General features: G+C 59.2%; 24 protein-coding genes and 3 pseudogenes. 13 read left to right on the top strand and 14 right to left on the bottom strand.

The genetic code is table 11. The annotated features are described in order from the left end of the window. Positions 1–36: 36 nt before the first annotated feature. The gene (locus AC1DLV_RS21305) at positions 37–186 is read left to right on the top strand and encodes a hypothetical protein (RefSeq protein ID WP_476801928.1); all 150 of its coding nucleotides are present in this window, start codon (positions 37–39) and stop codon (positions 184–186) included. Positions 187–814: 628 nt separating this feature from the next. Here AC1DLV_RS21305 and AC1DLV_RS21300 read toward each other — a convergent pair. Together AC1DLV_RS21300 and AC1DLV_RS21295 are read right to left on the bottom strand one after the other, a co-directional pair. Further along, complete coding sequence (locus AC1DLV_RS21300; RefSeq protein WP_476801929.1) at positions 815–1,096, bottom strand: hypothetical protein; 282 nt, start codon at positions 1,094–1,096, stop codon at positions 815–817. Positions 1,097–1,256: 160 nt separating this feature from the next. After that, positions 1,257–1,442 (bottom strand): hypothetical protein, encoded by a 186-nt coding sequence (locus AC1DLV_RS21295; protein ID WP_476801930.1) that lies wholly within the window; start codon positions 1,440–1,442, stop codon positions 1,257–1,259. A 206-nt stretch (positions 1,443–1,648) separates the two neighbouring features. Between AC1DLV_RS21295 and AC1DLV_RS21290 the strand changes: the two are divergent. After that, positions 1,649–2,409, top strand: a pseudogene (locus AC1DLV_RS21290) (SOS response-associated peptidase). Positions 2,410–2,440: 31 nt separating this feature from the next. Here the strand turns inward: AC1DLV_RS21290 and AC1DLV_RS21285 are convergent. Beyond that, a complete protein-coding gene (locus tag AC1DLV_RS21285) occupies positions 2,441–2,806 on the bottom strand; it encodes a hypothetical protein (RefSeq protein ID WP_476801931.1) in 366 nt (121 codons plus the stop codon). A gap of 669 nt (positions 2,807–3,475) precedes the next feature. Between AC1DLV_RS21285 and AC1DLV_RS21280 the strand changes: the two genes are divergently transcribed. Further along, entirely contained in the window at positions 3,476–4,198 is a 723-nt protein-coding gene (locus tag AC1DLV_RS21280) for a 2'-5' RNA ligase family protein (protein ID WP_476801932.1), read from the top strand. An 826-nt stretch (positions 4,199–5,024) separates the two neighbouring features. Continuing rightward, positions 5,025–5,675: an antifreeze protein gene (locus AC1DLV_RS21275; protein ID WP_476801933.1), complete on the top strand. Its 651-nt coding sequence runs from the start codon at positions 5,025–5,027 to the stop codon at positions 5,673–5,675. Positions 5,676–7,378: 1,703 nt separating this feature from the next. Here AC1DLV_RS21275 and AC1DLV_RS21270 read toward each other — a convergent pair. Then, positions 7,379–7,627, bottom strand: coding sequence for an HGGxSTG domain-containing protein (locus tag AC1DLV_RS21270; protein ID WP_476802001.1), 249 nt, complete (start codon positions 7,625–7,627; stop codon positions 7,379–7,381). A gap of 1,820 nt (positions 7,628–9,447) precedes the next feature. Here AC1DLV_RS21270 and AC1DLV_RS21265 point away from each other — a divergent pair. Continuing rightward, positions 9,448–9,849 carry a hypothetical protein gene (locus AC1DLV_RS21265; protein ID WP_476801935.1) on the top strand — a complete coding sequence of 134 codons (402 nt, stop codon included), beginning with the start codon at positions 9,448–9,450 and terminating at the stop codon, positions 9,847–9,849. A gap of 165 nt (positions 9,850–10,014) precedes the next feature. Here the strand turns inward: AC1DLV_RS21265 and AC1DLV_RS21260 are convergent, their stop codons facing one another. From AC1DLV_RS21260 to AC1DLV_RS21220, 9 genes are all read right to left on the bottom strand, one after another. Continuing rightward, the gene (locus AC1DLV_RS21260) at positions 10,015–10,254 is read right to left on the bottom strand and encodes a hypothetical protein (RefSeq protein ID WP_476801936.1); all 240 of its coding nucleotides are present in this window, start codon (positions 10,252–10,254) and stop codon (positions 10,015–10,017) included. Beyond that, positions 10,251–10,676 (bottom strand): LacI family DNA-binding transcriptional regulator, encoded by a 426-nt coding sequence (locus tag AC1DLV_RS21255; protein ID WP_476801937.1) that lies wholly within the window; start codon positions 10,674–10,676, stop codon positions 10,251–10,253. Before AC1DLV_RS21255 ends, AC1DLV_RS21260 begins: the two co-directional genes overlap by 4 nt. Positions 10,677–10,875: 199 nt before the next feature. Beyond that, on the bottom strand, positions 10,876–11,823 hold the full coding sequence (locus tag AC1DLV_RS21250; RefSeq protein ID WP_476801938.1) for a substrate-binding domain-containing protein: 948 nt from the start codon (positions 11,821–11,823) through the stop codon (positions 10,876–10,878). 67 nt (positions 11,824–11,890) lie between these two features. Then, the gene (locus tag AC1DLV_RS21245) at positions 11,891–12,898 is read right to left on the bottom strand and encodes an ABC transporter permease (RefSeq protein ID WP_476801939.1); all 1,008 of its coding nucleotides are present in this window, start codon (positions 12,896–12,898) and stop codon (positions 11,891–11,893) included. A 3-nt stretch (positions 12,899–12,901) separates the two neighbouring features. Beyond that, entirely contained in the window at positions 12,902–14,434 is a 1,533-nt protein-coding gene (locus AC1DLV_RS21240; RefSeq protein ID WP_476801940.1) for a sugar ABC transporter ATP-binding protein, read from the bottom strand. Next, positions 14,431–15,606, bottom strand: a complete 1,176-nt coding sequence (locus AC1DLV_RS21235) for a Gfo/Idh/MocA family protein (protein WP_476801941.1) — start codon at positions 15,604–15,606, stop codon at positions 14,431–14,433. Before AC1DLV_RS21235 ends, AC1DLV_RS21240 begins: the two co-directional genes overlap by 4 nt. Positions 15,607–15,620: 14 nt before the next feature. Further along, positions 15,621–16,676 carry a sugar phosphate isomerase/epimerase family protein gene (locus AC1DLV_RS21230; protein ID WP_476801942.1) on the bottom strand — a complete coding sequence of 352 codons (1,056 nt, stop codon included), beginning with the start codon at positions 16,674–16,676 and terminating at the stop codon, positions 15,621–15,623. A 183-nt stretch (positions 16,677–16,859) separates the two neighbouring features. Next, positions 16,860–18,170: a xylose isomerase gene (xylA, locus tag AC1DLV_RS21225; RefSeq protein ID WP_476801943.1), complete on the bottom strand. Its 1,311-nt coding sequence runs from the start codon at positions 18,168–18,170 to the stop codon at positions 16,860–16,862. An 88-nt stretch (positions 18,171–18,258) separates the two neighbouring features. Then, positions 18,259–19,284: a LacI family DNA-binding transcriptional regulator gene (locus tag AC1DLV_RS21220; protein WP_476801944.1), complete on the bottom strand. Its 1,026-nt coding sequence runs from the start codon at positions 19,282–19,284 to the stop codon at positions 18,259–18,261. Between the two features lie 293 nt (positions 19,285–19,577). On the opposite strand from AC1DLV_RS21220, the pseudogene AC1DLV_RS21215 reads away from it, so the two are divergent. Together AC1DLV_RS21215 and AC1DLV_RS21210 are read left to right on the top strand one after the other, a co-directional pair. Beyond that, positions 19,578–19,727, top strand: a pseudogene (locus AC1DLV_RS21215) (IS6 family transposase); the annotation flags it as partial. A gap of 17 nt (positions 19,728–19,744) precedes the next feature. Continuing rightward, positions 19,745–19,975, top strand: a pseudogene (locus tag AC1DLV_RS21210) (transposase); the annotation flags it as partial. Positions 19,976–20,336: 361 nt separating this feature from the next. On the opposite strand, the gene AC1DLV_RS21205 reads toward AC1DLV_RS21210, so the two are convergent. Beyond that, the gene (locus AC1DLV_RS21205) at positions 20,337–20,681 is read right to left on the bottom strand and encodes a helix-turn-helix transcriptional regulator (protein WP_476801945.1); all 345 of its coding nucleotides are present in this window, start codon (positions 20,679–20,681) and stop codon (positions 20,337–20,339) included. 73 nt (positions 20,682–20,754) lie between these two features. Between AC1DLV_RS21205 and AC1DLV_RS21200 the strand changes: the two genes are divergently transcribed. The 6 genes from AC1DLV_RS21200 (at position 20,755) to AC1DLV_RS21175 (ending at position 25,522) form a co-directional block, all read left to right on the top strand. Continuing rightward, entirely contained in the window at positions 20,755–21,384 is a 630-nt protein-coding gene (locus tag AC1DLV_RS21200) for a hypothetical protein (RefSeq protein ID WP_476801946.1), read from the top strand. Positions 21,385–21,459: 75 nt separating this feature from the next. Then, on the top strand, positions 21,460–22,347 hold the full coding sequence (gene ehuB / locus AC1DLV_RS21195; protein WP_476801947.1) for an ectoine/hydroxyectoine ABC transporter substrate-binding protein EhuB: 888 nt from the start codon (positions 21,460–21,462) through the stop codon (positions 22,345–22,347). After that, positions 22,344–23,003, top strand: a complete 660-nt coding sequence (locus AC1DLV_RS21190; protein ID WP_476801948.1) for an amino acid ABC transporter permease — start codon at positions 22,344–22,346, stop codon at positions 23,001–23,003. Before ehuB ends, AC1DLV_RS21190 begins: the two co-directional genes overlap by 4 nt. After that, positions 22,993–23,652: an amino acid ABC transporter permease gene (locus AC1DLV_RS21185; protein ID WP_476801949.1), complete on the top strand. Its 660-nt coding sequence runs from the start codon at positions 22,993–22,995 to the stop codon at positions 23,650–23,652. The genes AC1DLV_RS21190 and AC1DLV_RS21185 overlap by 11 nt, the downstream gene beginning before the upstream one ends. Positions 23,653–23,720: 68 nt before the next feature. Then, a complete protein-coding gene (locus AC1DLV_RS21180; protein WP_476801950.1) occupies positions 23,721–24,470 on the top strand; it encodes an amino acid ABC transporter ATP-binding protein in 750 nt (249 codons plus the stop codon). A gap of 17 nt (positions 24,471–24,487) precedes the next feature. After that, positions 24,488–25,522, top strand: coding sequence for a succinylglutamate desuccinylase/aspartoacylase family protein (locus tag AC1DLV_RS21175; protein ID WP_476801951.1), 1,035 nt, complete (start codon positions 24,488–24,490; stop codon positions 25,520–25,522). Positions 25,523–25,827 lie beyond the last annotated feature (305 nt).

Genomic DNA, 25,827 nt, shown 5'->3' with positions numbered 1-25,827 from the left:
CAGCCAGGAGGCGCCGGCCAAGCTACGTGTCGATGAATGACCGCTAAAAATCTGCTGGCAGGCGCCGGTTTCGAAGTCGCCGCCACCAGTGCAGCGGTGAAGCTCAGCACGCCATTTCTCAGCTGCGTTGCCCGCATCGTCATTCTCCTGGGTGATCTGTGCGGCAAAGTGCGCTTGTTCGATTGAGCGATCGTAGGCGGCGGCTACGGCGACGGGGGCCGGCCTCATTCACCGAACTCCGCCCTGAGCCCCTTCACCGCCTTGAACAGATCGTTCCGGCGCTTGATGCCGTAGATGGCAAAGGCGGCGATCGCGAGCTGCACGCGCCAGAGTGCGGCGATCTGGCCTTCCTCGCGAACGACTTGGGGCGCCCATTTACGGGTGATGGCCTCGGCAACAACCAGGCAGATCTATACCACTGCACGATGCATGGCCTTCGAAAGGCTGGAGCAACGCTTGCCGCCGAAAATGGCGCCACCCACGACGAAGTAATCGCTACATTCGGGTGGACAACGAAGCAGTAGGCCCTTTGCCTTGCGGTAGGGGTTCCCGCCGCCTTCTTGCCGCCCGCCCGCCAACGCCAGCAGTTCGTCGTACTTCGCGCCGCATCGGTCATAAACGCTCCAGCTGTTGGCCTTAGGGCAACCGCTCCGCGCGACAATCTCATCAAGCAGATGCGCCAGGGTGCGGTCTCCGCATGCTCGAAGCACGGCGTCCCTGTCGTATTGCTTTCGCATCCCGCACTTGTCGCACGAGACGACCAACCTCATCGGAGGGGAATTCCGACGGCATCGGCGGCGCTCCTTGGCAGCTGTCATTCCTCCCGCCAGACCGGAACGCGTCGGATCTTGATCGACACCAAGCGCCTGATCTTTAGCCCGACCGCTTCCTTGCCGCTCGGATAGACCGCCTCGACATTCATAAAGCCGTGGTCTCCCGCCTCACACTTCATTCGGCCGATGAGCGAGTCGACATCGACGTCGCCGAATATCTGGATGAGATCGGACGGGAAATAGTGATGGTTGCGCTTGCAGTAGGCGCAACGGATGCGCACGAGTTGCCGGCCATCATTCAGGTTGGACAGCGGAAAAGGCATTGATTTGTTCGGCGCGGGCATGAGAACGAAATAGGAACAAACCCCTTCCGGAGTCAATTCACATCACGCTAGCGTAAGGGCAGCTTTCCGGCGATAAAGCGCACCCCCCCATTGCCTCGCAAGGGACCCCACAGCAAGGGACTTGTCTACCGCTCTCTTCCTAGTCTGGGGGGATATGGGTGTCGTAGTCGTGGTTGTAGTCGTAGGCGTGGTTGGGGTTGGGGTCGTAGTTGTCTCTTCTGGGGTCGTTGAACCTGCAGGCGTGGTCGTTGCCACGGTCGTTCTCGGCGGCGAGGCCTGAGCGTGGGCCGGCACGATGAAGGTCTGAATTAACGGCTTGGTCCATTTGGTCGGCAGAAGGAGCGTTGCCGCAACGCCGCCCCCGACCATGATCTGCACCACCTGACGGCGATTGGGATTGCTTGCCATGCCCTTCTCCAGAACAGTGAATGCCCGACCCGCAATCAAAACATAACATCGCCGATTGTTCGGCGAAAGCAGAACAACCTCTCTCGCTTGACGTCCCACGGCGTGACAGGGCACGTTTGGCCCATGTGCAACCTCTACAACATCTCCTCGACCCAAGATGAGCTGCGCGGTCTGACCAAGGCCTTCGACGATATCGCTGGCAATCTTGAGCCGACGCTGGACGTCTACCCCGGTCGCAACGGGCCAGTGGTTCGAAACTTCGACGGGCGCCGGCAATTGGCGATGCTGAATTGGGGCATGCCGACCTCGGGCAAGGTGTTGCTCGAGGCCACCAAGAAACGCGCCCAGAAACTCCAAGCCAAGGGCAAGCCCGTCGACTTCGACGATCTGCTCAAGAAAGAGCCCGACAGCGGCGTCACCAACATTCGCGCCACGACAAGCAAACATTGGGCGCCGTACCTCGGCATCGAAAATCGCTGCGTTGTCCCGTTTTCCAGCTTCGCCGAGCCCAGCCCGCACGAGAGCGACAAAGACCCAGACACTGGCCGGCACCGCAATTTCTGGTTTGCCTTGAACGAGAACCGACCTCTCGCCGTCTTTGCTGGGCTATGGACGCCTTGGCGTGGCGCCCGCACGATCCGAGACGGCGTGTTTGACTGGGAGGTCTACGGCTTCCTGACCACCGACCCCAACGGCATCGTCAAGCCGATCCATCCCAAGGCGATGCCGGTCATCCTCACCACAGCCGACGAGATACAGACCTGGCTGACACGCCATGGTCGGAAGCAAGAGCCCTGCAACGCCCCCTGCCCGACGAATTGCTGACGATCGTCGACAAGCCGGCTGCTCCCGCAACTGAAGAAGGGCAGATGTCGTTGATCTGAAAGGGGCGCCGGCCGGGCGGCGCCGAAGCTTTCATTTTTTCCGATGCGCCAGATCCCATTCAATTGCGTCACGGAACTGTTCCTTGATCCGTTCGATCTGAGTTTCGACCGACACGAAATAAACCGAGTCGTTCAACATCGCTTCCCTGACAATGTCCTCGCCGTCGGTACATGCGGAAAGTGCCGTTTCCGCTATTGACGATGCTGCCGCATCGCGCCCCAATTTGCCCACCGCTGCCTCAGCAGAACCAAATAGACAGGCGTACCAGGCCCTGTTGGCGTCCGACACTGGCGGTCCGTAGACGAGTTTTGTTTCGACTAACGCCAGGCTGACACTAACGCAGCCAAATGCCGCAAGTACAAACGCCACGTGCAGTGAGCGGGTTGCAAGATTCACTTGACCAATCCTTTGTGTCTTCGGTCACCTGTCAGGATTGTTCTATATTGTGGCCAATTTCTGCCTAGTGCGGCTGGCATTGGTTGCAGGTCAACCGCCAAATCTAGCGATAGCGAAGCCGTACGGCCTCGGGCAGTCTCTCCCAAAAGGAGACCGCCATGGCTCTTATGGTTTGTGACATCGCAGGAGACGAACGTGGCACCTGGCAAGCCGTGTTCGACATAGACCACCCGTGTCTGTGGGTGCAGTGGGTTCCGAACGGTTTGGCGCCGTATGTACCTGACTGTTTCACGCTCGACGAGTTATTCAACTCACCCCGGGCCAATCGGCTTCACAAGTGGGCGCGCGAAAGTCTGTCCATCTAGTTTGTCACCTCGATATACGGTCGCTGGCAACACAACCAGATCAAGCGCTATGGGCCATCGCGGGCAAGGCTTGATGCATAGATGATTCAGCGCGGTTGAGAGACCCGCCGACGATTGTCTAGAAACCAAACGACCTGCCAGCAGGCGGCCGGCAGGCTCTGGTAGATGCGAGCGGACACCGAAGCCCCACCCGTGCAGCGGATGGAGGCGTACAATAGTAATTCAGCGCGTTCGGCAGTAAGCTGGAATTGGGTGCACGGGGCGTCATCACCGCAATTTGCTATGACACCATGGGAGTCTCCCAATGTCCGACCCTTGGAAGTTGATGGTCGCGCTGCTAGTCGGCGCGTCGGCCTTTTTGAGCTTTGACCAAGCATCGCGAGCTGACGATAACGTGGTAACTGCCATCGATATTGCCCTAGAACCCGATGCCACGATGATCGAACATGCGAAGGCCGCTAATGCCCTCCTACTCAAGGATTTCCCGAAGGGCTTCGCGCTGGACGATACGCACCATCCGCATGTCACCCTGTTGCAGCAATTCGTCCGAACAGCTGATCTCGACAAGGTCTATGCTGTTGCCAACAGTGCTATTGCGGCCGAGCATCCCACGGCATGGAAACTCAAGGCAGTAAAATATTACTACATTCCCGATGGCAAGTTCGGCCTTGGCGGTATTGTCGTCGAGCCGACACCGGACTTGCGCCGGCTGCAGAACAAGCTGATCGAAGCGGTTGCTCCGTACACAGCGAAGACTGGGACGCCCACAGCCTTTGTGAGCACCGAGGGCGGCAAAGATATCCAGAAGTCCTTGATCGAATACGTTGCCAATTTCACTACGGTCGCAGCTGGAGAGAAATTCAATCCGCACGTTACCATTGGTGTGGGCAACGCTGCCTACCTCGATCAGTTAGTAGCTGCCCCGTTTGAAGTCTTCACTTTCTCGCCCACAGGGGCGTCGGTCTACCAACTCGGGACGTTCGGGACGGCCCGCAAGGAACTTAAAGCCATGGCTTTGAGCCCATAAAATACTCAGGAACGGCAGATTCGGGCCCTGTCTAGGAAACCGCTTCTTCCAGTTTCCCATAAAAAAAGAAAAAGCGCCGCCACCTTTCGGCAGGTAGCGCGACGCTGCGATGGTTGCCGCCACCAAAACAAAAAATTGGAAGCAGGTAATATTTGGCTTTGCGTTTCCATGGCTCATTAACGTGAGTGGCACATGCTGATGCCATCCGGGTCATCGCCCCACAGCCTGCGACCCGGATCGCGCGCCCGGCTCAAGGTCGGCGGCAATTTCCCTGCTTACCGATTGGCAAGGCCGGGCGCGTTGCCTTGCAAATGCCTGAGGATTCCGATCGCCCGACACATCTCAACGGGCTGCAAAAATGGGCATCGTCAATCCATTGATCGAGTTACTTGCCGCGCGTTCGGGCTGATGGGGTAGAGCGCCGGCGCAACGCCTTACATCCTACAAGAGAGCATTGCGTCGGTACTCCACCCACCCGCAGGCACACAAACAACCGTGCGCGATGCAACTGCCTGCCTGGAAGAATTTCCGAGCAGGCATTTGTCCGGCGCTGAAGCCTGAACGCGGAAAAAGCCCGCCACCTTTCGGCCGCGGCAATTCGTATTGCCGACCTGGGGCGTCCGCATTGGGTAGAAGACGGCCGCTCCGGAAAGCGATGGCGCGATTGCCGGGCCTTTTGATCTTTGCGTTCTTCTTGACGCTTGCGGCCACGCTGCTATTCGACCCTCTCCTCATTCGCCGCCAAGGCCCCCAGATCGAAATCCATTGCTCGCCGTCACAATGCGTGGAATCTTTTACGTGCGCGGGGAAGCAACGGGAGATTCACATGTTGAACGTTCGGTTTCTGAGCTTGGCCGGGGCAGTGGCGCTCGGCGTGTTCATGGCGGCGCCTGCCAGCGCTCTCACCATGAAAGAATGCGGTGCCAAATATAACGCGGCGAAAGACGCGGGCACCTTAGGTGGCCTGACCTGGAACCAGTTCCGTCACAATCAGTGCGGCTCAGATGCCAGCGCAACGCCCGAGCCTGCCAAGCCCGCCAAGAAGGCGGCAACTGAAAAAAAGCCCGCGAAAGCCTCAGATAAGGCGGCGGCAGCTCCGGCAGGGCTGTCCATGAAGGAATGCAGCGCGAAGTATCAAGCCGCCAAGGATGCCGGGACGCTCGGTGGACTTAAGTGGAATAGTTACCGCAAGGCGAATTGCGGTGCTGACGCATCTGATGATGACAGCGTGCCGGCTCCGACCGAGGCACAATACACCAGCGAGCCTGAAAAGCCGACGACCGCTGCCCCCAGGGGCATGAAGTTCCCTCGCAGCGTCGCAGGCAAGTTCTCCAGTGAGACTCCTGGCAAGGCCCGAATGCACACATGCTTGGAGCAGTACTATGCGCTCAAGGACGCAAACGCGCTGGGCGGCATCAAGTGGATCCAGAAGGGCGGCGGCTACTACAGCCTCTGCAACGACCGCCTGAAGGGCTGAAGGCCTCGCCATTGGCCCGAAACTGAACAACTCAGAACCCCGGCAGTATGCTGGGGTTTTTGTTTGCCTCGCGTCGAGATAGCCTTTCTTTTTCGTCTGCTGTTCCGCTTCAGCATGCATATGTTGACCGCCGCGCACCCGGCAAAAAATCCTGTTCCTATCGGCTACGGCTGAACCACGGCGGCATGGTCGGCGACCCAAAAGGACAGGATGATGAAGCTAAACGTTGCCATGCAACAGTGCATTGGTGTGCTGCATCATAGCTGGGCCCTTCCGCACTCACATTGGCAAGGCCGACATTACCTTGCCCAAACTGCGCCGCCAACAAGTTACAGAGACAGAGCACGCACTGCCAGTCTGCGGCTCACTCCCAACCAATCACCCGTCGCTTTTTCGGCCGTATCTGCCCGCTGAGAGGCGTTTGCGGTTTTGGAGTCGGCGCGGATACCACATGGACGACAATAGCCCGCTGGTGAGTCGCTGAGTGAGTGTCGGGTCACTATTTTAGCTTCGCGAGCATCTGGTTTGCTAACGCCCGTAGCGCTTGCAGACCGAGCATCAGCCTTTCACGCCCGTCAAACGCTGTCATCACGCCTGCATGGCAATCTATCGTTCGGAGGCGGTTTAGAGGCGCCAGGTTGCAGACCTACTCTCCGCCTGCGAAGCAACAAAGGAGGCTTACATGATCAGGATCATTCTTGCATGGATAGCAGCCCTCACAACCGTAACATTGGTTTATGCTGGCGGCATTGCGGGAAGAGAATGCCATGAGGTAAACGGTCATCAATCTTGCGTTAAGATGAATGACACTGAAGGAAGTTGAGAAGGCTTAGGAGCCCAACTCTGGCCATCACGCCGCCGCTAGTACGATTGTCGATCCGCGCGGCGGGTGGCCAATTTGGTGGCAGACGCGACCGAAGCCCATCAATCGAACGTTTCAGGCGGTCAACGTACGCCTGATCATTCTGTTGAGGTCGTGCCTTCCATTCGGCCTATCAGCTACAACAGACAGGCCTGCCGGTCGAGGGGCTGGCCAGCAGGCCCCAGCGTGGGGGCTTTGGGGGGGGGGGGGACGGACGGGCACGCGCCGTGAGGCGCACCGGCTTGATAGCCGCCGCTCTACCGCCGTTTTCAGCATCGCCAGACAGCCCGGTTTGTTGAAATCGCGGACCCGGCACCTATTTAGGCCCGATGACGAAGACCATTCACGTCATCGCCCTGGCCGGCGCAATCGGCCTTGTCGCGGTGCTTCTGGTCTCTCCTGCAAGCCTGCGCCTCACCCTCAACGGATCCTCAGTCGTTGTTTCGGCCATATCTGCCCGCCGAGAGGCGTCTGCGCTTTTGGAGTCGCGGATACCGCCCGGACGTCAAACGCCCGCTGGTGAGTCGCTGTTTGAATGTCGGGCCATTATTTTAGCTTCGCGAGCATCTGGTTTGCTAACGCCCGTAGCACTTGCAGACCGAGCATCAGCCTTTCACGCCCGTCAAACGCTGTCATCACGCCTGCATGGCAATCTATCGTCCACAGGGTTAGAGGCCAGGTTGAAAACCGACACTTCGTATCCCTGCGAAGCAACAAAGGAGGCTTACATGACTAGGATAATTCTTGCATGGATAGCTGCCCTCACAACCGTCACATTGGTTCACGCTGGCGGCATTTCGGGACCACCTGTTTGTTCAACGGCCACCGATGTCTGGTCAATCTACCCCGGTGCGAGCCTCATGGGGTCTTTGTCGGTCCCCCGGCTAGCCTGCCAGCGTGCCCGTTGGGACTCTGCAATGGGCGCCTTGCCCTCGACCGATTTAGGGCTGCTCGACATTCCCCCATGGAACTTGCACCCCTTCTTGCCCCCGACTGGCCTAGCCCTGCACGGGTGCCCCTTCCGGGTCTTGGCCCCGCAATGGTGATGGGACTCGTCGGCTGTCGGAAGCCCTAAAACGGCGTTCCCCACCTTCGGCGGAAGGAGCGTCAATAGTCAAATCTTGCGATAGTGGAACCCCTCCCGACCCGCAATCGAAACATACCATCGCTGGCTGTTCAGTTTCAAAAACGCCAATTCTCGCCTAAAGTCGGTCACATTCGCCGGCGACGAAAGGTAGTTTGCCGTTGGACGACGGCGGGCATTCACATGCCACCCGCGCAATTCTATGTCTTGGGAGTGAAGGGGATTATGGGCAGATTGCAAGTGCTCGGCGGAGCGGCCATCCTCCTTACTGGTGCCGGCTGTACGTCGTCGGCACCTCCTGCCGTGCCGGAAAGCGGGTACTCGCTGATGGGTGCTGTTGAAGCCACCGGGGAAGTTACCTACCAGCTCTGGGAACGAGGATTTCCGACACTACAGGCTTGCGAGCAGCGGAGGCTTGCTCTTGAGAGCACCCATGACATCTTACTTCGGTGCATTACTCAGTGAGGCACTTTAGGGAACCTCGAACCGCAAATATTGCTTGGCGAAAACCACGTTGGGTATCACAATAAACTGGCCCTCGCCCGGGCAAGGTGCGGTTTTGCGGCCGGACAGATCACCGTTGCCACGAAAGAACGTGGCCACCTCTTTCAATTGATCGAATTGCCTGGAGCGCAAGTGCTCGGTGCGTTCGTGCGTGAACCCCCTTGCGCTACACGTATTGAATTCAGGCCGCTGCCGTCGCGGGAGTTGGCCTGATTAGAGTACAGCTTTCGTTCGACTTGGAGGATCTGATGAGCGATCGGATGTTTCGTCAGACTGTTTTCGCAAAGTCCGCAAAGAGCATGGTCGAGGAGATAGCTCGCTTGGATGATGTCCTCGAATTCTCTATGAGTGGCCCAAGAACCGCCGCGGCACCATCTACAAGAAGGCCCTTGCGCGTGTCAGCAAGCGTTTGATAGCCACTTTCCACTTTCCACTTTCCACTTTCCACTTTCCGCCGCCAGACAGGCTTGTTGCGAGTTCGCGAAATCGGTCAACATTTTGGAAAACTTCAGTGTACCCCTGCCGTGGATGGTAGGTGGGAAATCTGGCGGAAGTGGCCGGGACGTTTAGACGAAGGAATTCGCCTAACCCTTTCCCCAAACGGAGGAAACAGTGTCCGCAGTTCCAGCTGTTCCCGCGTCAGCCTTGACTTTGACGTGTTGAAACGCGCTCCCGCCAACTTGCGGCGGAAGAGCATGATTCATGCTACGCTTCGCTATCGGGCATCTCAAATGGCCATGGATTTATGCCCGGTCATGTGTTCTCCGACAAAATGATCGATGCGCCGGCAGCCCGAGGTACAAGCGGCTAGCCAAGCCGGCGAACCGTAGCTCTGATTGCCAGGTCTATTTGATTGAAAAGGCCTGCCGGCCCGCCGTCGACAGCGCCATTTTGAAGTGTGTCGGAGGGGGATCAACAACCACGCTTCGCGGACTTTCGAAGACCCACCCTTACGGCGATGAATCTCATTGATGGGCGCAACTGAAAGGTAAGACCACGCCCATTCCGTCCGCTCGGCAAAAATGGCGGTAGTTCAATTCAGGTTCCCACAAAACAGAACACCCAAAAATTTGGGATCAGATCGTGGCCCGATGATTGCGAGCGGCCTCCATGGCACGGCCCGCATAGGCTCAGAACGTTGTCATTTGCTCGTTTTTGGTGGGAACCGGAACCGGCGCGCGTCCTATGGGGACACTGGCCTATGGAGAAAGCCACCCTGTTCGCGGCAAGCCGATGACCATCGAAGACACTGTTTTCGTCGTAGCTCTAGTCGCCGTGGCCAGTGCTATATTGTGGTTGGTTGGCCTCTAGCGAGGAATCAAATGAACTGGGCCGACTGGTTTTTTTGTCGCCGTAGCATTTGGCACGGCGAGCGCTATTTTTTTCTGGCAGCTTGGGTTTTAGAGTTTCGCCCCGGCATGCGAGGGGCAATGACGCAGCAACGCGGTGATGACTTCGAGGCGATCGCCAAGCTAATCGAGGAAGCGGGTCACCCGTTTCCGGTTACGCACATAAGGCGGCTTGTTTTGCGCGCAACCGCTCGAACCCCTGCCAGCAAGGAACTGGCCACACGCATCGAAGTGCTGAACAAAACCCTTGGCGCCATAGCCGAGGTCATCGAGGAGATCGGAGACGGCCACAATGACACGCGCCACGATGCGCTTGCCTATTTGTGGGCGCTGAAGCGGATGTGCCAGAAATCCAGTTCAAAAACCGTCATGTGATGACACCGTTGTTGAAGGGACGAGCTAGCTGAAAGGTGCCAAATTGGCGGTCCAGGGGATACATAAGGTACATCTAGCGAGCCGGGAGGGATCAATGGATTGGTTTCTTCTTGCTGCGGTCTTCAGCGCTTCCAGCGCAGTCATCTGGGCGATGAGTGCGTGAGTCTACGCCGGCCAGTACGCATCATCCGTGAATTCGGCAGGTATCGGCGTTATTGCCTGAAGTATGAAGCTTGCCGCCCAAATCGGGTGGCGAAACTGCGCGGCGGCGACAAGGATCTGTTGCCGTTCAAGGCCAGTAATCTGACCCGGGCCGGTAGCCGTTACCGCGGTGATCAAAGTCGATATATCACCAAGCGCCACTAGTGCGCTTGCGAAGGTGGAGACCGCGTCCCAACCCTTCATATCCGCTTCCGTGGTGCCGATACGATGGACGCCGCGCGCGTCGCCGAAGTCATGATCGAAACCAAGCTCAAGTCGGCGTTCGCGTTCAAAACAGCGACGATGTCGTCCCTCGCTGAGGCGAGTGCGCGAGCGTTGCGGTCGGGAATATACCCAAGTTCATCGATCGCCGCAGCAATTTGGTTGCGAAGGTCTTCGGACACTCGGTCAGGCTCTCTCAGGGCGCGCGAAACCGTAGTCGCTCCAACACCTGCTCGCTGCGCGACATCCGCAATCGTAGGCTTGCCGCCGCCACGTCTTCTCCGCACCCGCGTATCCTCGCTCTCGTCCAAAGCGGCAGGACCCCTTCCACCACTATCCACATCATCATGCAACGAAGCTGTGTTGCTTGAGAAGCCGGCGGCCGACAGTTGAATTGAAGCCATCCAAGCCCTGATCGAGTGACGTGACGTTGTGACCTAATGCACGGCCGACTGGCGCGCGGGGCCACCGTGTCCATGCCACCCGCCTGGGAGGAACTCAATTCAATGGGTGAAACCCCAGCCCTAGACCAAGCTCAATGGGTAAAAGCAAACGGGGAGGCTAAGCCTCCCCGTCGCACAAGTAATATCCCGACGCCTTTGGTCAGAATGGCGAATCTGGGAAGTAGTAGTTGGCGGCGTTGTCCTTGGTCACGAGCGTGGCGTCCAGGATGTACGTGCCGTGAACCGGAACCTGGTCGAAGAGCTGTGCTGCCGTCAGTTCCATCGCGGTGCCAACCATTGCCGGCGGATAGAGAACGTCGACCGGGACCATCTTGTCACCGTCCATGACCTTCTTGACCATGTCCTTCGAGCCGGCGCCACCGACGACATACTGGATGTCTGTGCGCTTGGCCTGTTCGATAGCTTCGAGAATGCCGACGACCATATCGTCGTCCTGCGCCCAGACCACGTCGATCTTCGGATACTTGGTCAAGTAGTCCTGCATGACCTTGAAGGCGTCGTCGCGGTTCCAGTTGCCGAACTGGCGGTCAAGAATTTTGACGCCCGAGCCGGCGATGCCTTTGTCGAAACCATCCTGGCGCTGCTGGTCGATCGGGATCGGCAGGCCGCGCACGATAACGACTTCAGCATTCGGTGTGGTGGCGGCAATGTACTTGCCTGCGACTTCGCCGAGCGCCGGGTTGTTGCCGGCGACGTAGAGGTCGCGGACGGAGTCGTCATTGGCGGAGGGCGCCCGGTCGACGAGGGCGACGAACTTGCCTTTTGCCTTGACTTCCTTGATCGCGCTAACCAGTGGATCGGGATCCGTTGGCAGGATAACGAGCGCGTCGATACCCTGCGTTTCGAGGTCCTGCACGGCGTTGGCTTGCGACGACGGATCGGGCGAAGTCTTCACTATGACGTTCAGGTTTGGATATTCCTCCATAAGCTTCTTGGCGACTCGTTCGGCATGAAACACCACGCCGGCGGTCCAGCCATGGTCGGCGGCCGGTATCGAGACGCCAATGGTCTTCTTATCCTGCGCCAAGGCTGTGCCCATGGTCGCGGCGAGCGCAACGGCCGCCAGTCCCAGTAGAATTTTACGCATTCATCTCTCTCCCAAAGTTACAGGTCTGGCTTGAACCGACCGGGCGACCCGCAATCCCGATTTTCCTTCACGATTTTCGCGTCAGCGAACGCTGCACCAACATGGCGATAATGACGATTGCTCCCTGGATCGCGCCGAGCAGGTACTCACTGACATAGGTCGTTAGGAGCATAATGTTCCCGATGATTTCCAGAATGAAGGCGCCAGCCACCGTTCCCCAGACGCGCCCGACACCGCCGCGCAAAGCGGTGCCACCCACCACGACGGCCGTGATTGCGTTCAGTTCCCACATCGTACCTGTCGTGGCCGTGGTGGAGGAAAGGCGCGGAATATAGATCAGGCAAGCTCCCGCCACGCATAGCCCCTGGATCACATAGGTCATGGTGCGCACGCGCGCGACCGAGATGCCCGAATAGCGCGCGACGTCTTCATTGGAGCCGACGGCGATCACATGGCGGCCAAATGAGGTGCGATAAAGGATGAATGCTGCGATCGCTGCCGTGATGAAGATTGCGAGCACAGGGTAAGGAATGCCGAAAAGATTGCCGAAGTAAACGGGACGATAGACCGCCTGCACGTCAGGATCGCGCAGCGTGATCGCGCCGCCTTGCGAAAGCCAGGTGGTGAGGCCGCGATAAATTCCCATCATGCCGAGCGTGGCGATGAAGGGTTCGATCTTGCCTAAGGTTATGACCAGTCCGTTGGTCAGCCCACAGGCCATGCCGATTGCCAGCATCAGCGCCATAGCCGCCAGAACCATCATCAACGGATCGGTGACACCGCCTGCATTCATGAACATGATGGCGAGAGAGGCGACAAAGGCGGTCATCGCGCCGACAGAGAGATCAAGCCCACCGGCGGTGATGACGAAGGTCGCGCCAATTGCGATGATCGCGATATACGCCGAGCGGGTCATGACGTTCAGCAGATTGTTGGCCGTCAGGAAATTGTCATGAGCAAACGAGCCCAGCACCAGTAGCAGCCCGAGCGCGACGAAGGGCGCCACCGCACGCAGGTCGATATCTTGCCAGAAGCTTCGCTTTTGCGGGTTGGCGGTGGTGGTCGTGTCGGTCATATCTCAAGCCGCCTCAGAAGTTTTCACGCCCGTCGCAAGCACGACGATTTCTCGCTCGTTCATATATTTGCCGCTCACCTCACCGGCGATCACGCCCTCGCGCATCACCACGATGCGATCCGAGACGCCGATCAGTTCGGGCATTTCGGAAGAGACGACGATCACCGACTTGCCCTGCTCTGCGAGATCGGCGATGAACTTGTAAATCTGCTCCTTCGTGCCGATGTCGATGCCTCGCGTCGGCTCGTCGATGATGACGATGTCGGGCTTCAATATCATCATCTTAGCGATGAACAGCTTCTGTTGGTTGCCGCCGGAAAGCTGGCCGGCCAGCAGGTCCTTGTTGCGGGTACGAATGTCGAATTCGGCGATCGCCTGATCGAGTGCGGCGCGTTCGGCCTTGCGGTCAATTATCAGGCCGCGAACAAAATTCTTCAGGCCGGCAAGCGTCAGGTTCACGCCGAGCGTTTCCCTCAGCAGCAGGCCCTTGCCCTTGCGATCTTCGGAAAGATAGACGATGCCCGCCTTCATGCTCTGCCTGGCGTTGGCGAAGGAAACCGACTTTCCGTTCAGGCGGATCATGCCCATAGCGGGCCGTAGACCGACAATACCCTCCATCAATTCGGTGCGCCCGGCACCGACAAGACCGGCGAAGCCGAGGATTTCGCCGCGCTTCAGCTTGAACGAAGCGTTGCGCGCATAACCGGGCACATCCATGTTGTCGACTTCGAGGACATAATCCTCGGTCTTAGGAGCAAGGTGATCGGGATAGAGCTTGGACACGTCGCGGCCAACCATCAACTGTGCCATGTCGAGCGGTTCAAGGCCGGCCGCCTCACGGGTCGTGACCAGCTTTCCGTCGCGCAGCACGGTGACACGGTCGGCCACCGCCTTCACTTCCGGAAGGCGGTGGGAAATATAGAGTATTGCCGCGCCTGATTTGCGGATATCGGAGATCACCTTGAGCAACGCGTCGGTTTCAATCGGCGTCAGCGAAGCGGTTGGCTCGTCGAAAATGACCAGACGGTGCGGCACCAGAAGCGCGCGAGCAATCTGCACCAATTGACGCTGGGCGATCGAAAGGCGACCGACGACGGCGTTCGGATCAATGTTGGCGCCAAGGTCGCGCACGGCCCTCGCCGCGCCAGCATTCATGGCCTTGTCGTCAACGGTCAGGCCCCTTTTTATCTCGCGACCAAGATAGATGTTCTGCGCAACCGTCAGGTCGGGAGCGAGCAGGATTTCCTGATGCACCAGCACGATGCCGCGGTGTTCGGCGTCGACCGGTCCGCTGAAGACGACGGGCTCGCCGTCAATCGTGGTCGATCCGCGCGTCGGCGCAAGATGGCCGGCAAGGATCTTCATCAAGGTGGATTTGCCTGCGCCGTTCTCGCCGATGATGGCATGAACTTCACCGGAGCGGATATCGAGCGAGATGTCCTTCAGTACCTCAACGCCGCCGAAAGCTTTGGCCAGACCGTGTCCTGCCATGAAGCTCTTGTGGTCCTGCGGCTGAGGTACGGCGGATATGTTCATCCAATCTTGGTCCACACGTTGCCAGCCTTCGATGAAGCGACAGAGGCTTCGATGAACTTCATGCCGTCAACGCCATCCTGTACGGTTGGGTAGATCACGTCTGCGTCGGCCTTCTTGCCTTCGCGCGCTGCTCGGATGGCGCGGGCTGCTTCAGTGTAGATGGTGGCGAACCCTTCGAGATAGCCTTCGGGGTGGCCGCTCGGAACGCGCGTGACGCGGGTTGCAGCGGGGCCAGCTCCGGACCCGGCGCGGGTGAACATCTGCTTCGGCTTGCCGAAGGCAGTGAACCAGAGATAGTTCGGGTCGGCCTGTGTCCATTCCAGGCCGCCCTTTGTGCCGTAGACGCGCAGCTTCAGTCCGTTCTCGTTGCCGACAGCCACCTGGCTTGCCCACAGCATGCCGCGCGCACCGCCGTAATAGCGAAGCAGGATCTGGACATCGTCATCGAGAGGGCGACCTTCGACGAAGGAGGTCAGTTGCGCCAGTACCTGCTCAGTCTTCAGCCCGGTAACGAAGGCCGCCAAATTATAGGCGTGGGTGCCGATGTCGCCGATGGCGCCACCCGCGCCCGAGCGCTTTGGGTCAGTGCGCCATTCGGCCTGCTTGGAGCCGGAGCGTTCCGCCGGCTCGGTCAGCCAGTCTTGCGGATATTCGGCCTGCACGACGCGGGTTTCGCCGATGTCGCCATTGGCGACCATTTCGCGCGCTTGTCGGATCATAGGGTAGCCGGTGTAATTGTGGGTCAGTACAAACAGCTTGCCCGACTTGTTCACAAGCGCGGCGAGTTCTTCGGCTTCCGCGACCGTCGTGGTGATTGGCTTGTCGCAGATCACATGGATACCGGCCTCGAGGAAGGCTCTTGCAGCAGGCGCATGCATATGATTCGGCGTCACGATGGAGACGGCCTCGATGCCATCTGGACGGGCAGCCTCCGCTTTGGCCATTTCATCAAACGAACCGTAGGATCGGTCGGCGGGAAGGCCGAGTTCGGCTGCGGAGGCCCTGGCTTTTTCTGGGCTGGACGACAGCGCTCCAGCGACCAGTTCATAATGGTCGTCGATCCGCGCAGCCATGCGGTGGACCGCGCCGATGAAGGCCCCCTGACCGCCCCCAACCATGCCCAGGCGAATGCGGCCCCCGCCGGCTTCCTTCGTGCTTGCCTCAATGGCCATACTGCCCTCCCCCGTCAGCTCAGGCCGAGCATCTTGCGATTTGCGGCGTCGTCGGTGCCGGCATTGGCGAAATCGTCAAAGGCGTGCTCGGTGACGCGGATGATATGCGCTTTGATGAACTCGGCGCCTTCGCGCGCTCCGTCTTCCGGGTGCTTCAGCGCACATTCCCATTCCAGCACCGCCCAGCCGTCAAAATCATTGGCGGTCAGCTTGGAGAAGATCGATCCGAAATCTACCTGGCCGTCGCCCAGAGAACGAAACCGTCCGGCGCGGTTGACCCAGCTTTGAAAGCCGCCATAGACGCCCTGCCGGCCGGTCGGATTGAACTCAGCGTCCTTGACGTGGAACATCCGAATACGGTCGCGATAGATGTCGATATATTCGAGATAGTCGAGCTGCTGCAGCACGAAGTGCGAGGGGTCGTAGAGCAAGTTGGCGCGAGCGTGGTTTTTCACACGCTCGAGGAACATCTCGTAGGAGACGCCATCGTGCAGGTCTTCGCCTGGGTGGATCTCGTAGCAGACATCAACGCCGTTCTCGTCGGCATAGTCGAGCAACGGGGTCCATCGCTTGGCCAACTCGTCAAACGCGGCCTCAACCAAACCGGCCGGACGCTGCGGCCAAGGATAAACATAGGGCCAGGCGAGCGCGCCGGAGAAGGTGGCGTGGGCCTTGATGCCCAGATGCTTGGAGGCACGCAACGCACGCTTGACCTGGTCAACAGCCCATTCCTGGCGGGCCTTGGGATTGCCACGCACTTCCGGGGCCGCAAAACCATCAAACGCAGTGTCATAGGCTGGGTGAACAGCAACCAGCTGACCCTGCAAGTGGGTGGAGAGCTCGGTCACTTCCAGACCATGCGAGGCGGCTACACCTTTGAACTCGTCGCAATAGTCCTTGGAGTCTGAAGCCTTCTTCAGGTCGAAAAGCCGCGCGTCCCAAGTTGGAATCTGGACACCCTTGTAACCAAGGTCCGAGGCCCATCTGCAGATCGAGTCGAACGAATTGAACGGTGCTGCGTCGCCAGCAAATTGCGCCAGGAATATCGCGGGGCCCTTGATCGTCTTCATGCACTTCCTCCCGTGGCGCGTTCGCGCCGAAATGTCGCTCCTGATTGGACAAGATCTCAAGATCACCTTGCGGGTGAATTTGATGTCATCCTAAATCTAGCCAACCGCAGCCCACGTTCACCTTCCATTCCGCCAGCTCGCCGTATGCGCGAGTGATCTGTGATCGAAATCGCCTATCGCACCTTACACGTAACGGTTGACGATGTTTTCGAGCAGTTCTTGCCGTCCGGATTTTGGCTGCGGTTCAATCTTCTCCTTGACCACGCGCTCGGCCACCTCCTCAAGCGTGCGCTTGCCCGACAGCATGGCCTCCGCCTCGGCGGTTCTCCAGCCAGCGTAGCGCTCGGCCAGAGGGCCTGACAGCGCCTTGTCCTCGATCATTCGCGCCGCAGCCTTGAGGCCACGAGCGCAGGCGTCCATGCCGCCGATATGAGCAATCAACAGATCTTGCGGGTCGAGCGACTGGCGGCGAATTTTTGCATCGAAATTGGTGCCGCCTGACTTCAGTCCACCGGCCTGGAGGATATAATAATAGGCCAGCGCCATTTCCGGTACGTTGTTCGGGAACTGATCGGTATCCCAGCCCGACTGGTAGTCGTTGCGGTTCATGTCGATCGAGCCAAGGATGCCAAGCGACCCGGCCAATGCCAGTTCGTGCTCAAACGAGTGGCCGGCAAGGATTGCGTGTCCCTGCTCGATATTGACCTTGACCTCGTTTTCCAGCCCGAATTCCTTAAGGAAGCCATAGACTGTCGCGACGTCATAGTCGTATTGGTGCTTGGTTGGTTCCTGCGGCTTTGGCTCGATCAGTATGCTTCCGTTGAAACCGATCTTCTTCTTGTAGTCGACGACCATCGAGAGGAAGCGGCCGGCCTGCAAACGCTCCTGCTTCAAGTCGGTGTTGAGCAGCGTCTCGTAGCCTTCGCGGCCGCCCCAAAGAACATAGTTCTCGCCGCCGAGCTTCTTAGTGGCATCCATGCAAGCCTTAACCGTGGCCGCCGCATAGGCGAAGATATCGGGATCAGGGTTGGTGGCGGCGCCCCCCATCCAGCGCCGGTTGGAGAACATGTTGGCGGTGCCCCAGAGCAGCTTCACGCCGGTCTGCTTTTGTTTCTGCGCAAAAATGTCGACGATCTCGTCGAGCCGGTCCTTGCTTTCGGTGAAGCTGCTACCCTCAGGGCGCACATCAGCGTCATGGAAACAATAATAGGGCGTGCCGAGCAACGAGAACATTTCGAAGGCTACGTCGGCCTTCAGTTTGGCATGCTGCATGGTTGGACCAAGCCACGGGCGGTCAAACGTTTGACCTCCGAACGGGTCGCTGCCTTCCCAGGCGAAAGAATGCCAGTAGGCCACGGCGAAGCGCAGATGGTCCTCCATACGCTCGCCGAGCACGAGCTCGTCTTTATTGTAGAAGCGGTAGGCCAACGGACTGTCCGAGCCAGGCCCCTCATACCGGATCGGTTTTGTGTCGCCAAAAAATCCGGTGACCATGTCCTGTCCACCCCTGTGCAACAATTTCTGATGTACGTATATCAGAACGAGCGGCCCCCGCCAGAGGGGGCAGCCAAGATTCCGGCTCTCAAGGTAGGTTGTCGCGCAGATATATCTCGATGCGAATGTGCTCCTGCCCCTCGATGAGGGTCCGCTGATCGGTCAGCGAACGGAGCGTGCGGATGGCGCTGCGGACCTCGTGACCGGCGTCCTGATTGATGATGGCCTGAAATAGACCGCTCTCCAGCGCTGCTCGCGTATGGACGCTCAATTCGTGCGCGACCACCATCGGACGCCTTTCGGGCGGGCGTGCGGAAAGCGCCTCAATCAGACCGAGATTGCCCGCGCCGATATTGTAGAGGCCCACAATGTCAGGGTCGCGATCTAGGCATTGCTCCACGATGCGCCGTGTCGCAATTCGGTCGTCACGACCCTCGACTACCGGCAGCGCCTCCAGGTTGGGATATTCGGTGCGGATCACCTGATCGAAGCCGAGGCGGCGTTCCACATGGTCGCGCACCAGCATGGAGCCGGCGACCAGTGCGATCTTGCCCTTCACGCCCCGAAGGAAGCGCGCGAGCAGGCTCGCCGCAGTGCGTCCAGCCGCGACATTGTCAATGCCCACGTAGCGATAGCGCTGGAAGGACGGTGCGTCAGAGACGAGGGTGACGACCGGTACATTCGCGCTATGCAGGCGCGCCAGTGCCTGGCGCACCGGCGGCGCTTCGGTTGCGACCAGCGCCACGCCGCCTATCTCGTTGAGGTCCAGTCGGTTGAGAATGTCGGCTAGCGCCTGCCCATCAAAGGCAGGCGCGGTGACCACGTCAAGCTCGATCCCGTCCGGTGCCATCTGGCGACTGGCTTCGCGCGCTTCGTCCTCGAGCCTGCGCATGAAGCTGTTTGCCCCTTCGGGAATGATAAAGACAAGGCGGTAGACACGGCCCTTGGCCAGATTGGCCGCCGCCTGATTGCGAACGAAGCCAAGCTGCTGGATGGCTGCCTCCACGCGCTGTAGCGTCGATGCCCGCACACCTTCGCGGCCATTGATGACGCGATCGACCGTTGAGAGGCTGACGCCGGCTGCGCGGGCGACGTCATGGACCGTGGCGCGCATCGTGGCTCCATTCCTGAGTTACGTACATCACTACATTCACTTGGGCGGGGGCGTCAACGTCGTTAGACTGAGGGACCTCCGATCAGCTGGACGTCGTTGACGTACACGTCCCCGAACTGCCAGCCGGCCGCCGTCGCGCCGGTGAAACCGCTGGAAACGGTGTTGTCCCGGTAGCCGCTTGTTCGGACCCATCGCCCATGTGGTGTGGCTCTGCTGTCGCTTTCCGCTGAGCTTGCGCTTGGTCGAGGAAATGCTGCTGGCTTTGGCGGGCCGTCGATCAGGTTGGGCTCCATTCGCCAGGAAGCCTCCAACGCTTCATCTCGATCTTCTCGGCTCTTCGCAATCTGTTCGTCCCGCCCCGCTCGAAACGCTCTGCTCTCGCCTTCCACATCCACCGTCTGCAAGCGATGGCGGAATGGAAAGTAGCGGCTGGGAAACTCGCGTCGGTGAAATCGTCGATATCGGCACTAAGAGCAGGCTCTGTGACCCTAGTGCACCCTGGCAGAAAGGGACCGTCGAAAACACCAACAAGCGCATTCGCCGCTTCCTGCCCGGCGACACGGACCTGACGGACGTCTCACAGCAAAAGCTTGTCCAACTCGCCCATCATCTGAACTCGCTGCCACGAAAGTGCCTCGGATACAGGAGGCCTGCAGAGGTCTTCATAGCGCATTTGCGAGAGGCAGGCTGATCCCCTACCCCCAACCGGCATGATGCACTTGGCGTAGATTCTCCAAGCCACTTCCGCCGCGCATCCAACACGCCGGGCCTCAAGGTCAATGCGGACGGTTCGGTCTATGTCTATTTCGGTCTCGCCGCACCGAAGGGAAAAGACAGCAATTGAACACCGACGAAGACTGGCTCAATCTTTGAGATCCTGTTCCGTATCTATGGCCTGAAAAAGCCGCGGTTCGACAAGACCTGGGTGCTGCCGGACGTAGAATTGATGCGGTCAAGGAAAGCGGCATTCAGTCCGCATTGCGGCGAAATCGCTCGTGGAAATTTCGCGGTCGGCCTTACCCAACTGAGCCGTTTGCCGAATGTCGTCTTCCTCAAACGATAGAACGGCGAACAAGCCGTACGCCTGCCCCACCACCGTTCTCGGGAATGAATGTGATGCCGGCTTTCACCAGCGCACGGAAAATCTTTGCGCTAGTATCCGGACGACCACCAAAAACACCATCCTCTGCTTCTAAGCGAGCAATAGTCGGCTCCGAAACGGCAGAATGATCGGCAAGATCTCCCTGAGACCATCCGAGGAGTGCTCGCGCCGCCTTCACCTGTCGAGTAGTGATCTGGTAATTTGATAGATTTTCTATTGACATCCAAACAGGCTTATTGATATTTTTTCTATCAAGTCTCTGAAGTCGAGCCGGTGAACCGATTGGCCCGACCACTCAGATCGGCTGACCGTGATGCGCGAACATCCTGGCCAGCCTGACCAAACCCTAGCTGGTTGGAGCTCGGATCATGGCTGATTCCGACAATACCACAGCTTTGCCTTTCGTCATCCCAGGGAGACGAAAGAAGAGCTGTGCTGTGGATGACGATGGGAAAGGTGGCGCCACGGCTGCCAGACTCGCCGAGAGCATTGGCTCGCGGTTGCCTACGCCTGTCGACCCATGCGTGGTCCTGCTGCAAGAGTGGGAACACTCACACCACATGGCCGTGGTGCTGTGTCGACTGCAGCAGCGTCTGGAGACGCGGATAAGAAACACCCTTGGGTCCTCTGGTCCTGGCGGCGCAACGGATACGGATCGGACGAGCGCGTCGAAGTTGGCCCTAACAGACCATCAGCAGGCACGCTGGGACGGACTTGACCAAGAGGTCGGCTACTCGCGCGTCCGTACTGCCGAGATCGAGGCCATCGAGGCTGAAGAAGAGCTGCTCGACGCCGTTGCAGCCACACAAGCGCAGTCGCTTGGCGGGGTGATCGCCAAACTGACGATCATTGCCGGCGGCGGCGAGAGCCAGGGTGACATATCGTCATTTCCCTGGCCGCAAATTCAGTCGGTTCTGGACGACCTCAAGCGCCTGAGCGAACGCGACCGGCCTGGCGACATCAGTCGCCTAAACGGAAATGATCCACCGCGAAGCTGAGCGCTCTGCAGGATCGCGGGAGGGCGAGATTGCAGTGGCACGCGGGAAAAATCATCAGATCAAAGGGAGAGAAAAATGAACTTGGGAAGCCCAGTACGTCTTGTACGCATCTGCAGCGCATTGCTGGCGCTGATCGTCGTCATGGCTGGTGGCACCGCCTTGGCCGAGACCACCAAGGAGCGGATCTTACGCCAAGGCAAGATCGTCATTGGCATCCACAACCGCTCACCCTGGGGTTTTCGCGATGAAGCCACGGGACAGGCAAAGGGATGGCACCCGGACCTGCTGAGGGCTGCCTTCTCCGAGCTCGGCGTCAAGGAGCTCGATATCCGCGTCACCGAATTCGGAGCCTTGATCCCGGGTCTGCTGGCGGGCCGCTTCGATGCCGTTGCCTCTGGTCTTTCCATCACGCCGGAGCGCTGTCGGCAGGTTGCTTTCGGGTCTCCGGATCTGAAGGTCCACGACGCAGCCATCGTACTCGCTGGCAATCCAAAACAGATTCATGGCTTTGCGGACATTGTCAGCAAAGAGATCATCATGGGCGCCGGACGCGGCAGTGTCTCGGTCAGGAATGCGGCTGCGGCCGGTGTGCCGGAGAAGAACATGCTGCTGTTCCCCGACATTGAAGCCAACATCTCGGCCCTGCGCTCCGGCCGCATTGATGTGACGGTGTTGTCGTCTCCGACCGTCATTGGCCTGCTCGCCGGCGGCAAGGCCAAGGGCCTGGAGAGTGCGACACCATTTGTGACGACAGACAAACAGGCGACTTATGCGGCTGTCGCCTTTCGCACTGAAGACCAGGATTTGCGAGCGCTGTGGGATGAACGATTGGCTGCCCTGACGCAGGACGGCACGGTGACCAAGATCATGGCCCGATATGGCTTTGGCGCGACGGAGGTCGTGCCCAATACCATCACCGTAGAAAAGCTGTGTGGTGCTGGCACGGTGGGTGCGGACAAGTGAGTATGCTCGAGATCTGGCTTGGCATCCTGCAGGGGTTTCGTGTCACCGCTTTGGTGACGCTCTATGGCCTTGTCTTTGCTATTCCCTTCGGCCTTCTCTTCGGCGTCGCCCAGTATCTGACGACAGGTCCTGCGCGGTTTGTCGTGACCTCGATCATCGAGTTCTGGCGCAGCTCGGCCGTCATCATCTTGCTGTTTGTCTTCTACTACGCCCTGCCCCTGGCCGGACTGGCGCTGTCAGCCATGACAGTCGCCGCCATGGTGCTGGGGCTCAACATTGGCGGTTATGCCAGCCAGGCCGTCAGGGCTGGCCTGCAAGCATTGGACCGTGGCCAGAAAGAAGCTGGCCACGCACTGGGGCTCACGCGCTCCACCATCTTGTTGCGCATCGAACTGCCTCAGGCACTGGTGGCGATGAGCCCGACCTTCATCAACCAACTGATCCAACTGGTGAAGGCGACATCGCTGGTCTCTCTGGTCACGCTGACCGACATGACCTTCCGTGCCAAAGAGATCTCCCAGATCGAATACGACCCGGTGCCGATCTACACCTCGCTACTGCTGGCCTACTTCATCGTCTGCTATCCCGTCGCGCTGTTCGGGCGCTGGGCAGAACGGCGCATCAATCCGGCCAGGGAGGCGCATCGTGGCGTTTGATTTTGCATTTGCGCTGTCGACGGTGCCCACCATCCTCAGTGCCATCGGCATGACGCTGCTGGTGGCGGCCCTCAGCTGCGTTGGTGCTTCGGCAATCGGTTTCGGCTTTGAACTGATCCGCCGCTCGGGAGGCATCGGAGGCCTGTTCGTCGGCTTCGTGATCGACTTCATTAGGGCAACGCCGGTGCTGGTCTGGCTCTACTGCTTGTATTTCATCTTGCCGTTTTACGGCATTCGCCTTGGTGCGCTTGCCGTCGGCATCATCGGGCTCAGCCTCTATTACAGCGGCTATCTCGCAGAAGTGTTCAAGGCCGGCATCGATGCCATCCCCAATGGTCAGGCGGAAGCAGCAAGGGCACTTGGCCTCGGCAGAATGGATGAGACCATCTTTGTCATCGCCCCGCAGATGCTGCGCAACATCGCAGCCCCCATGGGCAACTACTTCGTCTCGATCCTCAAGGCGACGCCGTATCTGGCGGTGCTGGCGGTGCCAGAGATGCTGGGCCGCGCCTTCGACATTGCGTCTGACACCTATCGCTATGCCGAGCCGCTGACGGTGGCTGGCCTTATTTTTCTCGGTCTCGCACTCGTCATCTCGCAGGCCATCAAAAGGCTTGAGATGCGCCTGCTTGGGCCGACAACCCGGTAACCCGGCGGTCAGTCAAGTCTTAGCAAAATCAAACACTTAGCTTGCTCACTTCAAGCGTAGAGAGAACCATGACCCAGACAGACGACAAGCTCGCCGTCCAGATCACCTCGCTCAACAAGTGGTATGGCACTTTCCATGTGTTGAAGGAGGTCGACCTCACCATCCAAACTGGGTCTCGCGTCGTGATCTGCGGACCGTCCGGTTCGGGCAAATCCACCCTGATCCGTTGCCTGAATGGGCTCGAAGCCTATCAGCAAGGAACCGTAACTCTGGGCACGATCCGGCTGGGCGACAACGCCAGGGAGACCGCGCTGGCGCGGCGACAGACTGGAATGGTGTTCCAAAGCTTCAACCTGTTTCCGCATCTGACGGTTTTATCGAACTGCACCCTAGCGTTACGGCGGGTTCTTCGCATGCCGCGCAACGAAGCCGAGAGCCTGGCACGGCATTTCCTCGAAAAGGTCCGCATTCCCGAACAGGCGCACAAATACCCCGCCCAACTGTCAGGCGGACAGCAGCAGCGCGTGGCCATCGCCCGGGCGCTGTGCATGAACCCGCGCCTGATGCTGTTTGACGAGCCAACTTCCGCACTTGATCCCGAGATGGTCAAGGAGGTGCTCGACGTCATGACTGGGCTCGCCCACGAGGGCATGACGATGATCTGCGTGACCCATGAGATGGGCTTTGCACGTGAGGTTGCCGATCAGGTCGTGTTCATGGACCAGGGTTGCATTGTCGAACAGGCGTCGCCGGTGACGTTCTTTTCGACACCTAATCATCCCCGCGCCCGGTCCTTCCTCAACACGCTGTTGCATTGAAACGGAGGGAGGCAACAGTGGCAAACGTCACCCGCATCTGGACGGACATCGACTTCGACAGGGACGGCAAGCAGATCAGTTGTCTGCGACTGCCGTTTTCGAGCCACCGTTCGGCCTATGGCACCATTCCGATCCCGATCGTCGTTATCAAAAACGGGCCCGGGCCGACCGCCCTGCTTGTCGCCGGCAATCATGGTGATGAGTATGAAGGCCAGGTTGCGCTCAGCAAGCTCGCCCGGCAGCTTGATGCAAGCGAACTCTGGGGTCGCATCATCATTCTACCGGCACTGAACTATCCCGCGGTGGACGCCGGCAAACGGGTATCGCCGCTCGATGAAGGCAATCTCAATCGGCTGTTTCCCGGCTGTGCCAATGGCTCGCCGACCGAAATGATCGCCCACTACGTCGCACAGGTATTGCTGCCTCTCGCCGACATCGTCATCGACCTGCACTCCGGCGGTACCTCGCTGTTTTATCTGCCCTGTTGTCTGATCCGCACTGGCAGGAGCGAAGCCGAAACGGCTCAGCTCATCGAACTGATGCATGTCTTCGGCGCTCCCATCGGCTCGATCAGCGATGGTTCGGGTGGCGGCGGTGCGACAACACTCTCGGCAACAGCCCAGGCGCTCGGCATTCCAGCCCTGACCACCGAACTCGGCGGTGGGGCCTCCATGTCACGCCAGGGCGAAACTCTTGCGCGAGTCGGCGTGCAACGTGTGCTGAAACACATAGGCATCCTGCCCGACGCCATCGTCGAACCGGCCGGACCGACGAGATCCATGCGGGTCGACGGCAGGCAAGCCTTCACCTATGCGCCGGTCAGAGGCATCTTCGAGCCTGCGGTAGCGCTGGGCGATGAGGTCCGGGCCGGCGATCTTGCCGGAATCATCCACCCGGTTGCAGGGCCTTCGGAACCGGTCAGAACGGTTCAGTTCGCACAATCTGGCCTCGTCGCTTGCCAACGGGCCCCTGCCTTGACCGAACCCGGAGACTGCCTGTTCAAGCTTGTGGTGGACGTGCCGCATCCGGCAGGGCCCTCCCACCAAGCCTAGACGAGCAACTCGCCTGCCGCTGAGGCCGAACAAACTCTCGCGTCAGCGAGAATGGTCGAGACCTCTCCCACTCTGGTCCTTTCGGGACTAATGCGGCCGGCGAACGTAGCCCTAGTCAGACTGAGCAACAGCTACTGTAGAGACCGCAACCGGTTCGTTTTCAGCAAACGCCGTCCCTCTCACACCCTGACCACGATGCGCTAAGCCGTCGAGGACTGCCGCCATGACTGCGCTTTGTCTTCGAGACAAAGCAGGGCTTTATGGCCACGCGGATTTTGGCAGTACGCTTGCAGCGTCATGCCTCG

The organism is Aminobacter sp. 01T433 (assembly GCF_056398585.1).
Note: the sequence above shows the minus strand (reverse complement) of the source record. Positions and strands in the feature narration are given on the sequence as shown.

What these genes read in the sequence shown, in the direction of transcription:
- AC1DLV_RS21305 (WP_476801928.1), top strand. Translation starts at nt 37, where the DNA reads ATGACCGCTAAAAATCTGCTGGCAGGCGCCGGTTTCGAAGTCGCCGCC.
- AC1DLV_RS21300 (WP_476801929.1), bottom strand. Translation starts at nt 1,096, where the DNA reads ATGCCTTTTCCGCTGTCCAACCTGAATGATGGCCGGCAACTCGTGCGC.
- AC1DLV_RS21295 (WP_476801930.1), bottom strand. Translation starts at nt 1,442, where the DNA reads ATGGACCAAGCCGTTAATTCAGACCTTCATCGTGCCGGCCCACGCTCA.
- AC1DLV_RS21280 (WP_476801932.1), top strand. Translation starts at nt 3,476, where the DNA reads ATGTCCGACCCTTGGAAGTTGATGGTCGCGCTGCTAGTCGGCGCGTCG.
- AC1DLV_RS21275 (WP_476801933.1), top strand. Translation starts at nt 5,025, where the DNA reads ATGTTGAACGTTCGGTTTCTGAGCTTGGCCGGGGCAGTGGCGCTCGGC.
- AC1DLV_RS21265 (WP_476801935.1), top strand. Translation starts at nt 9,448, where the DNA reads ATGAACTGGGCCGACTGGTTTTTTTGTCGCCGTAGCATTTGGCACGGC.
- AC1DLV_RS21260 (WP_476801936.1), bottom strand. Translation starts at nt 10,254, where the DNA reads ATGAAGGGTTGGGACGCGGTCTCCACCTTCGCAAGCGCACTAGTGGCG.
- AC1DLV_RS21255 (WP_476801937.1), bottom strand. Translation starts at nt 10,676, where the DNA reads ATGGCTTCAATTCAACTGTCGGCCGCCGGCTTCTCAAGCAACACAGCT.
- AC1DLV_RS21250 (WP_476801938.1), bottom strand. Translation starts at nt 11,823, where the DNA reads ATGCGTAAAATTCTACTGGGACTGGCGGCCGTTGCGCTCGCCGCGACC.
- AC1DLV_RS21245 (WP_476801939.1), bottom strand. Translation starts at nt 12,898, where the DNA reads ATGACCGACACGACCACCACCGCCAACCCGCAAAAGCGAAGCTTCTGG.
- AC1DLV_RS21240 (WP_476801940.1), bottom strand. Translation starts at nt 14,434, where the DNA reads ATGAACATATCCGCCGTACCTCAGCCGCAGGACCACAAGAGCTTCATG.
- AC1DLV_RS21235 (WP_476801941.1), bottom strand. Translation starts at nt 15,606, where the DNA reads ATGGCCATTGAGGCAAGCACGAAGGAAGCCGGCGGGGGCCGCATTCGC.
- AC1DLV_RS21230 (WP_476801942.1), bottom strand. Translation starts at nt 16,676, where the DNA reads ATGAAGACGATCAAGGGCCCCGCGATATTCCTGGCGCAATTTGCTGGC.
- xylA (WP_476801943.1), bottom strand. Translation starts at nt 18,170, where the DNA reads ATGGTCACCGGATTTTTTGGCGACACAAAACCGATCCGGTATGAGGGG.
- AC1DLV_RS21220 (WP_476801944.1), bottom strand. Translation starts at nt 19,284, where the DNA reads ATGCGCGCCACGGTCCATGACGTCGCCCGCGCAGCCGGCGTCAGCCTC.
- AC1DLV_RS21200 (WP_476801946.1), top strand. Translation starts at nt 20,755, where the DNA reads ATGGCTGATTCCGACAATACCACAGCTTTGCCTTTCGTCATCCCAGGG.
- ehuB (WP_476801947.1), top strand. Translation starts at nt 21,460, where the DNA reads ATGAACTTGGGAAGCCCAGTACGTCTTGTACGCATCTGCAGCGCATTG.
- AC1DLV_RS21180 (WP_476801950.1), top strand. Translation starts at nt 23,721, where the DNA reads ATGACCCAGACAGACGACAAGCTCGCCGTCCAGATCACCTCGCTCAAC.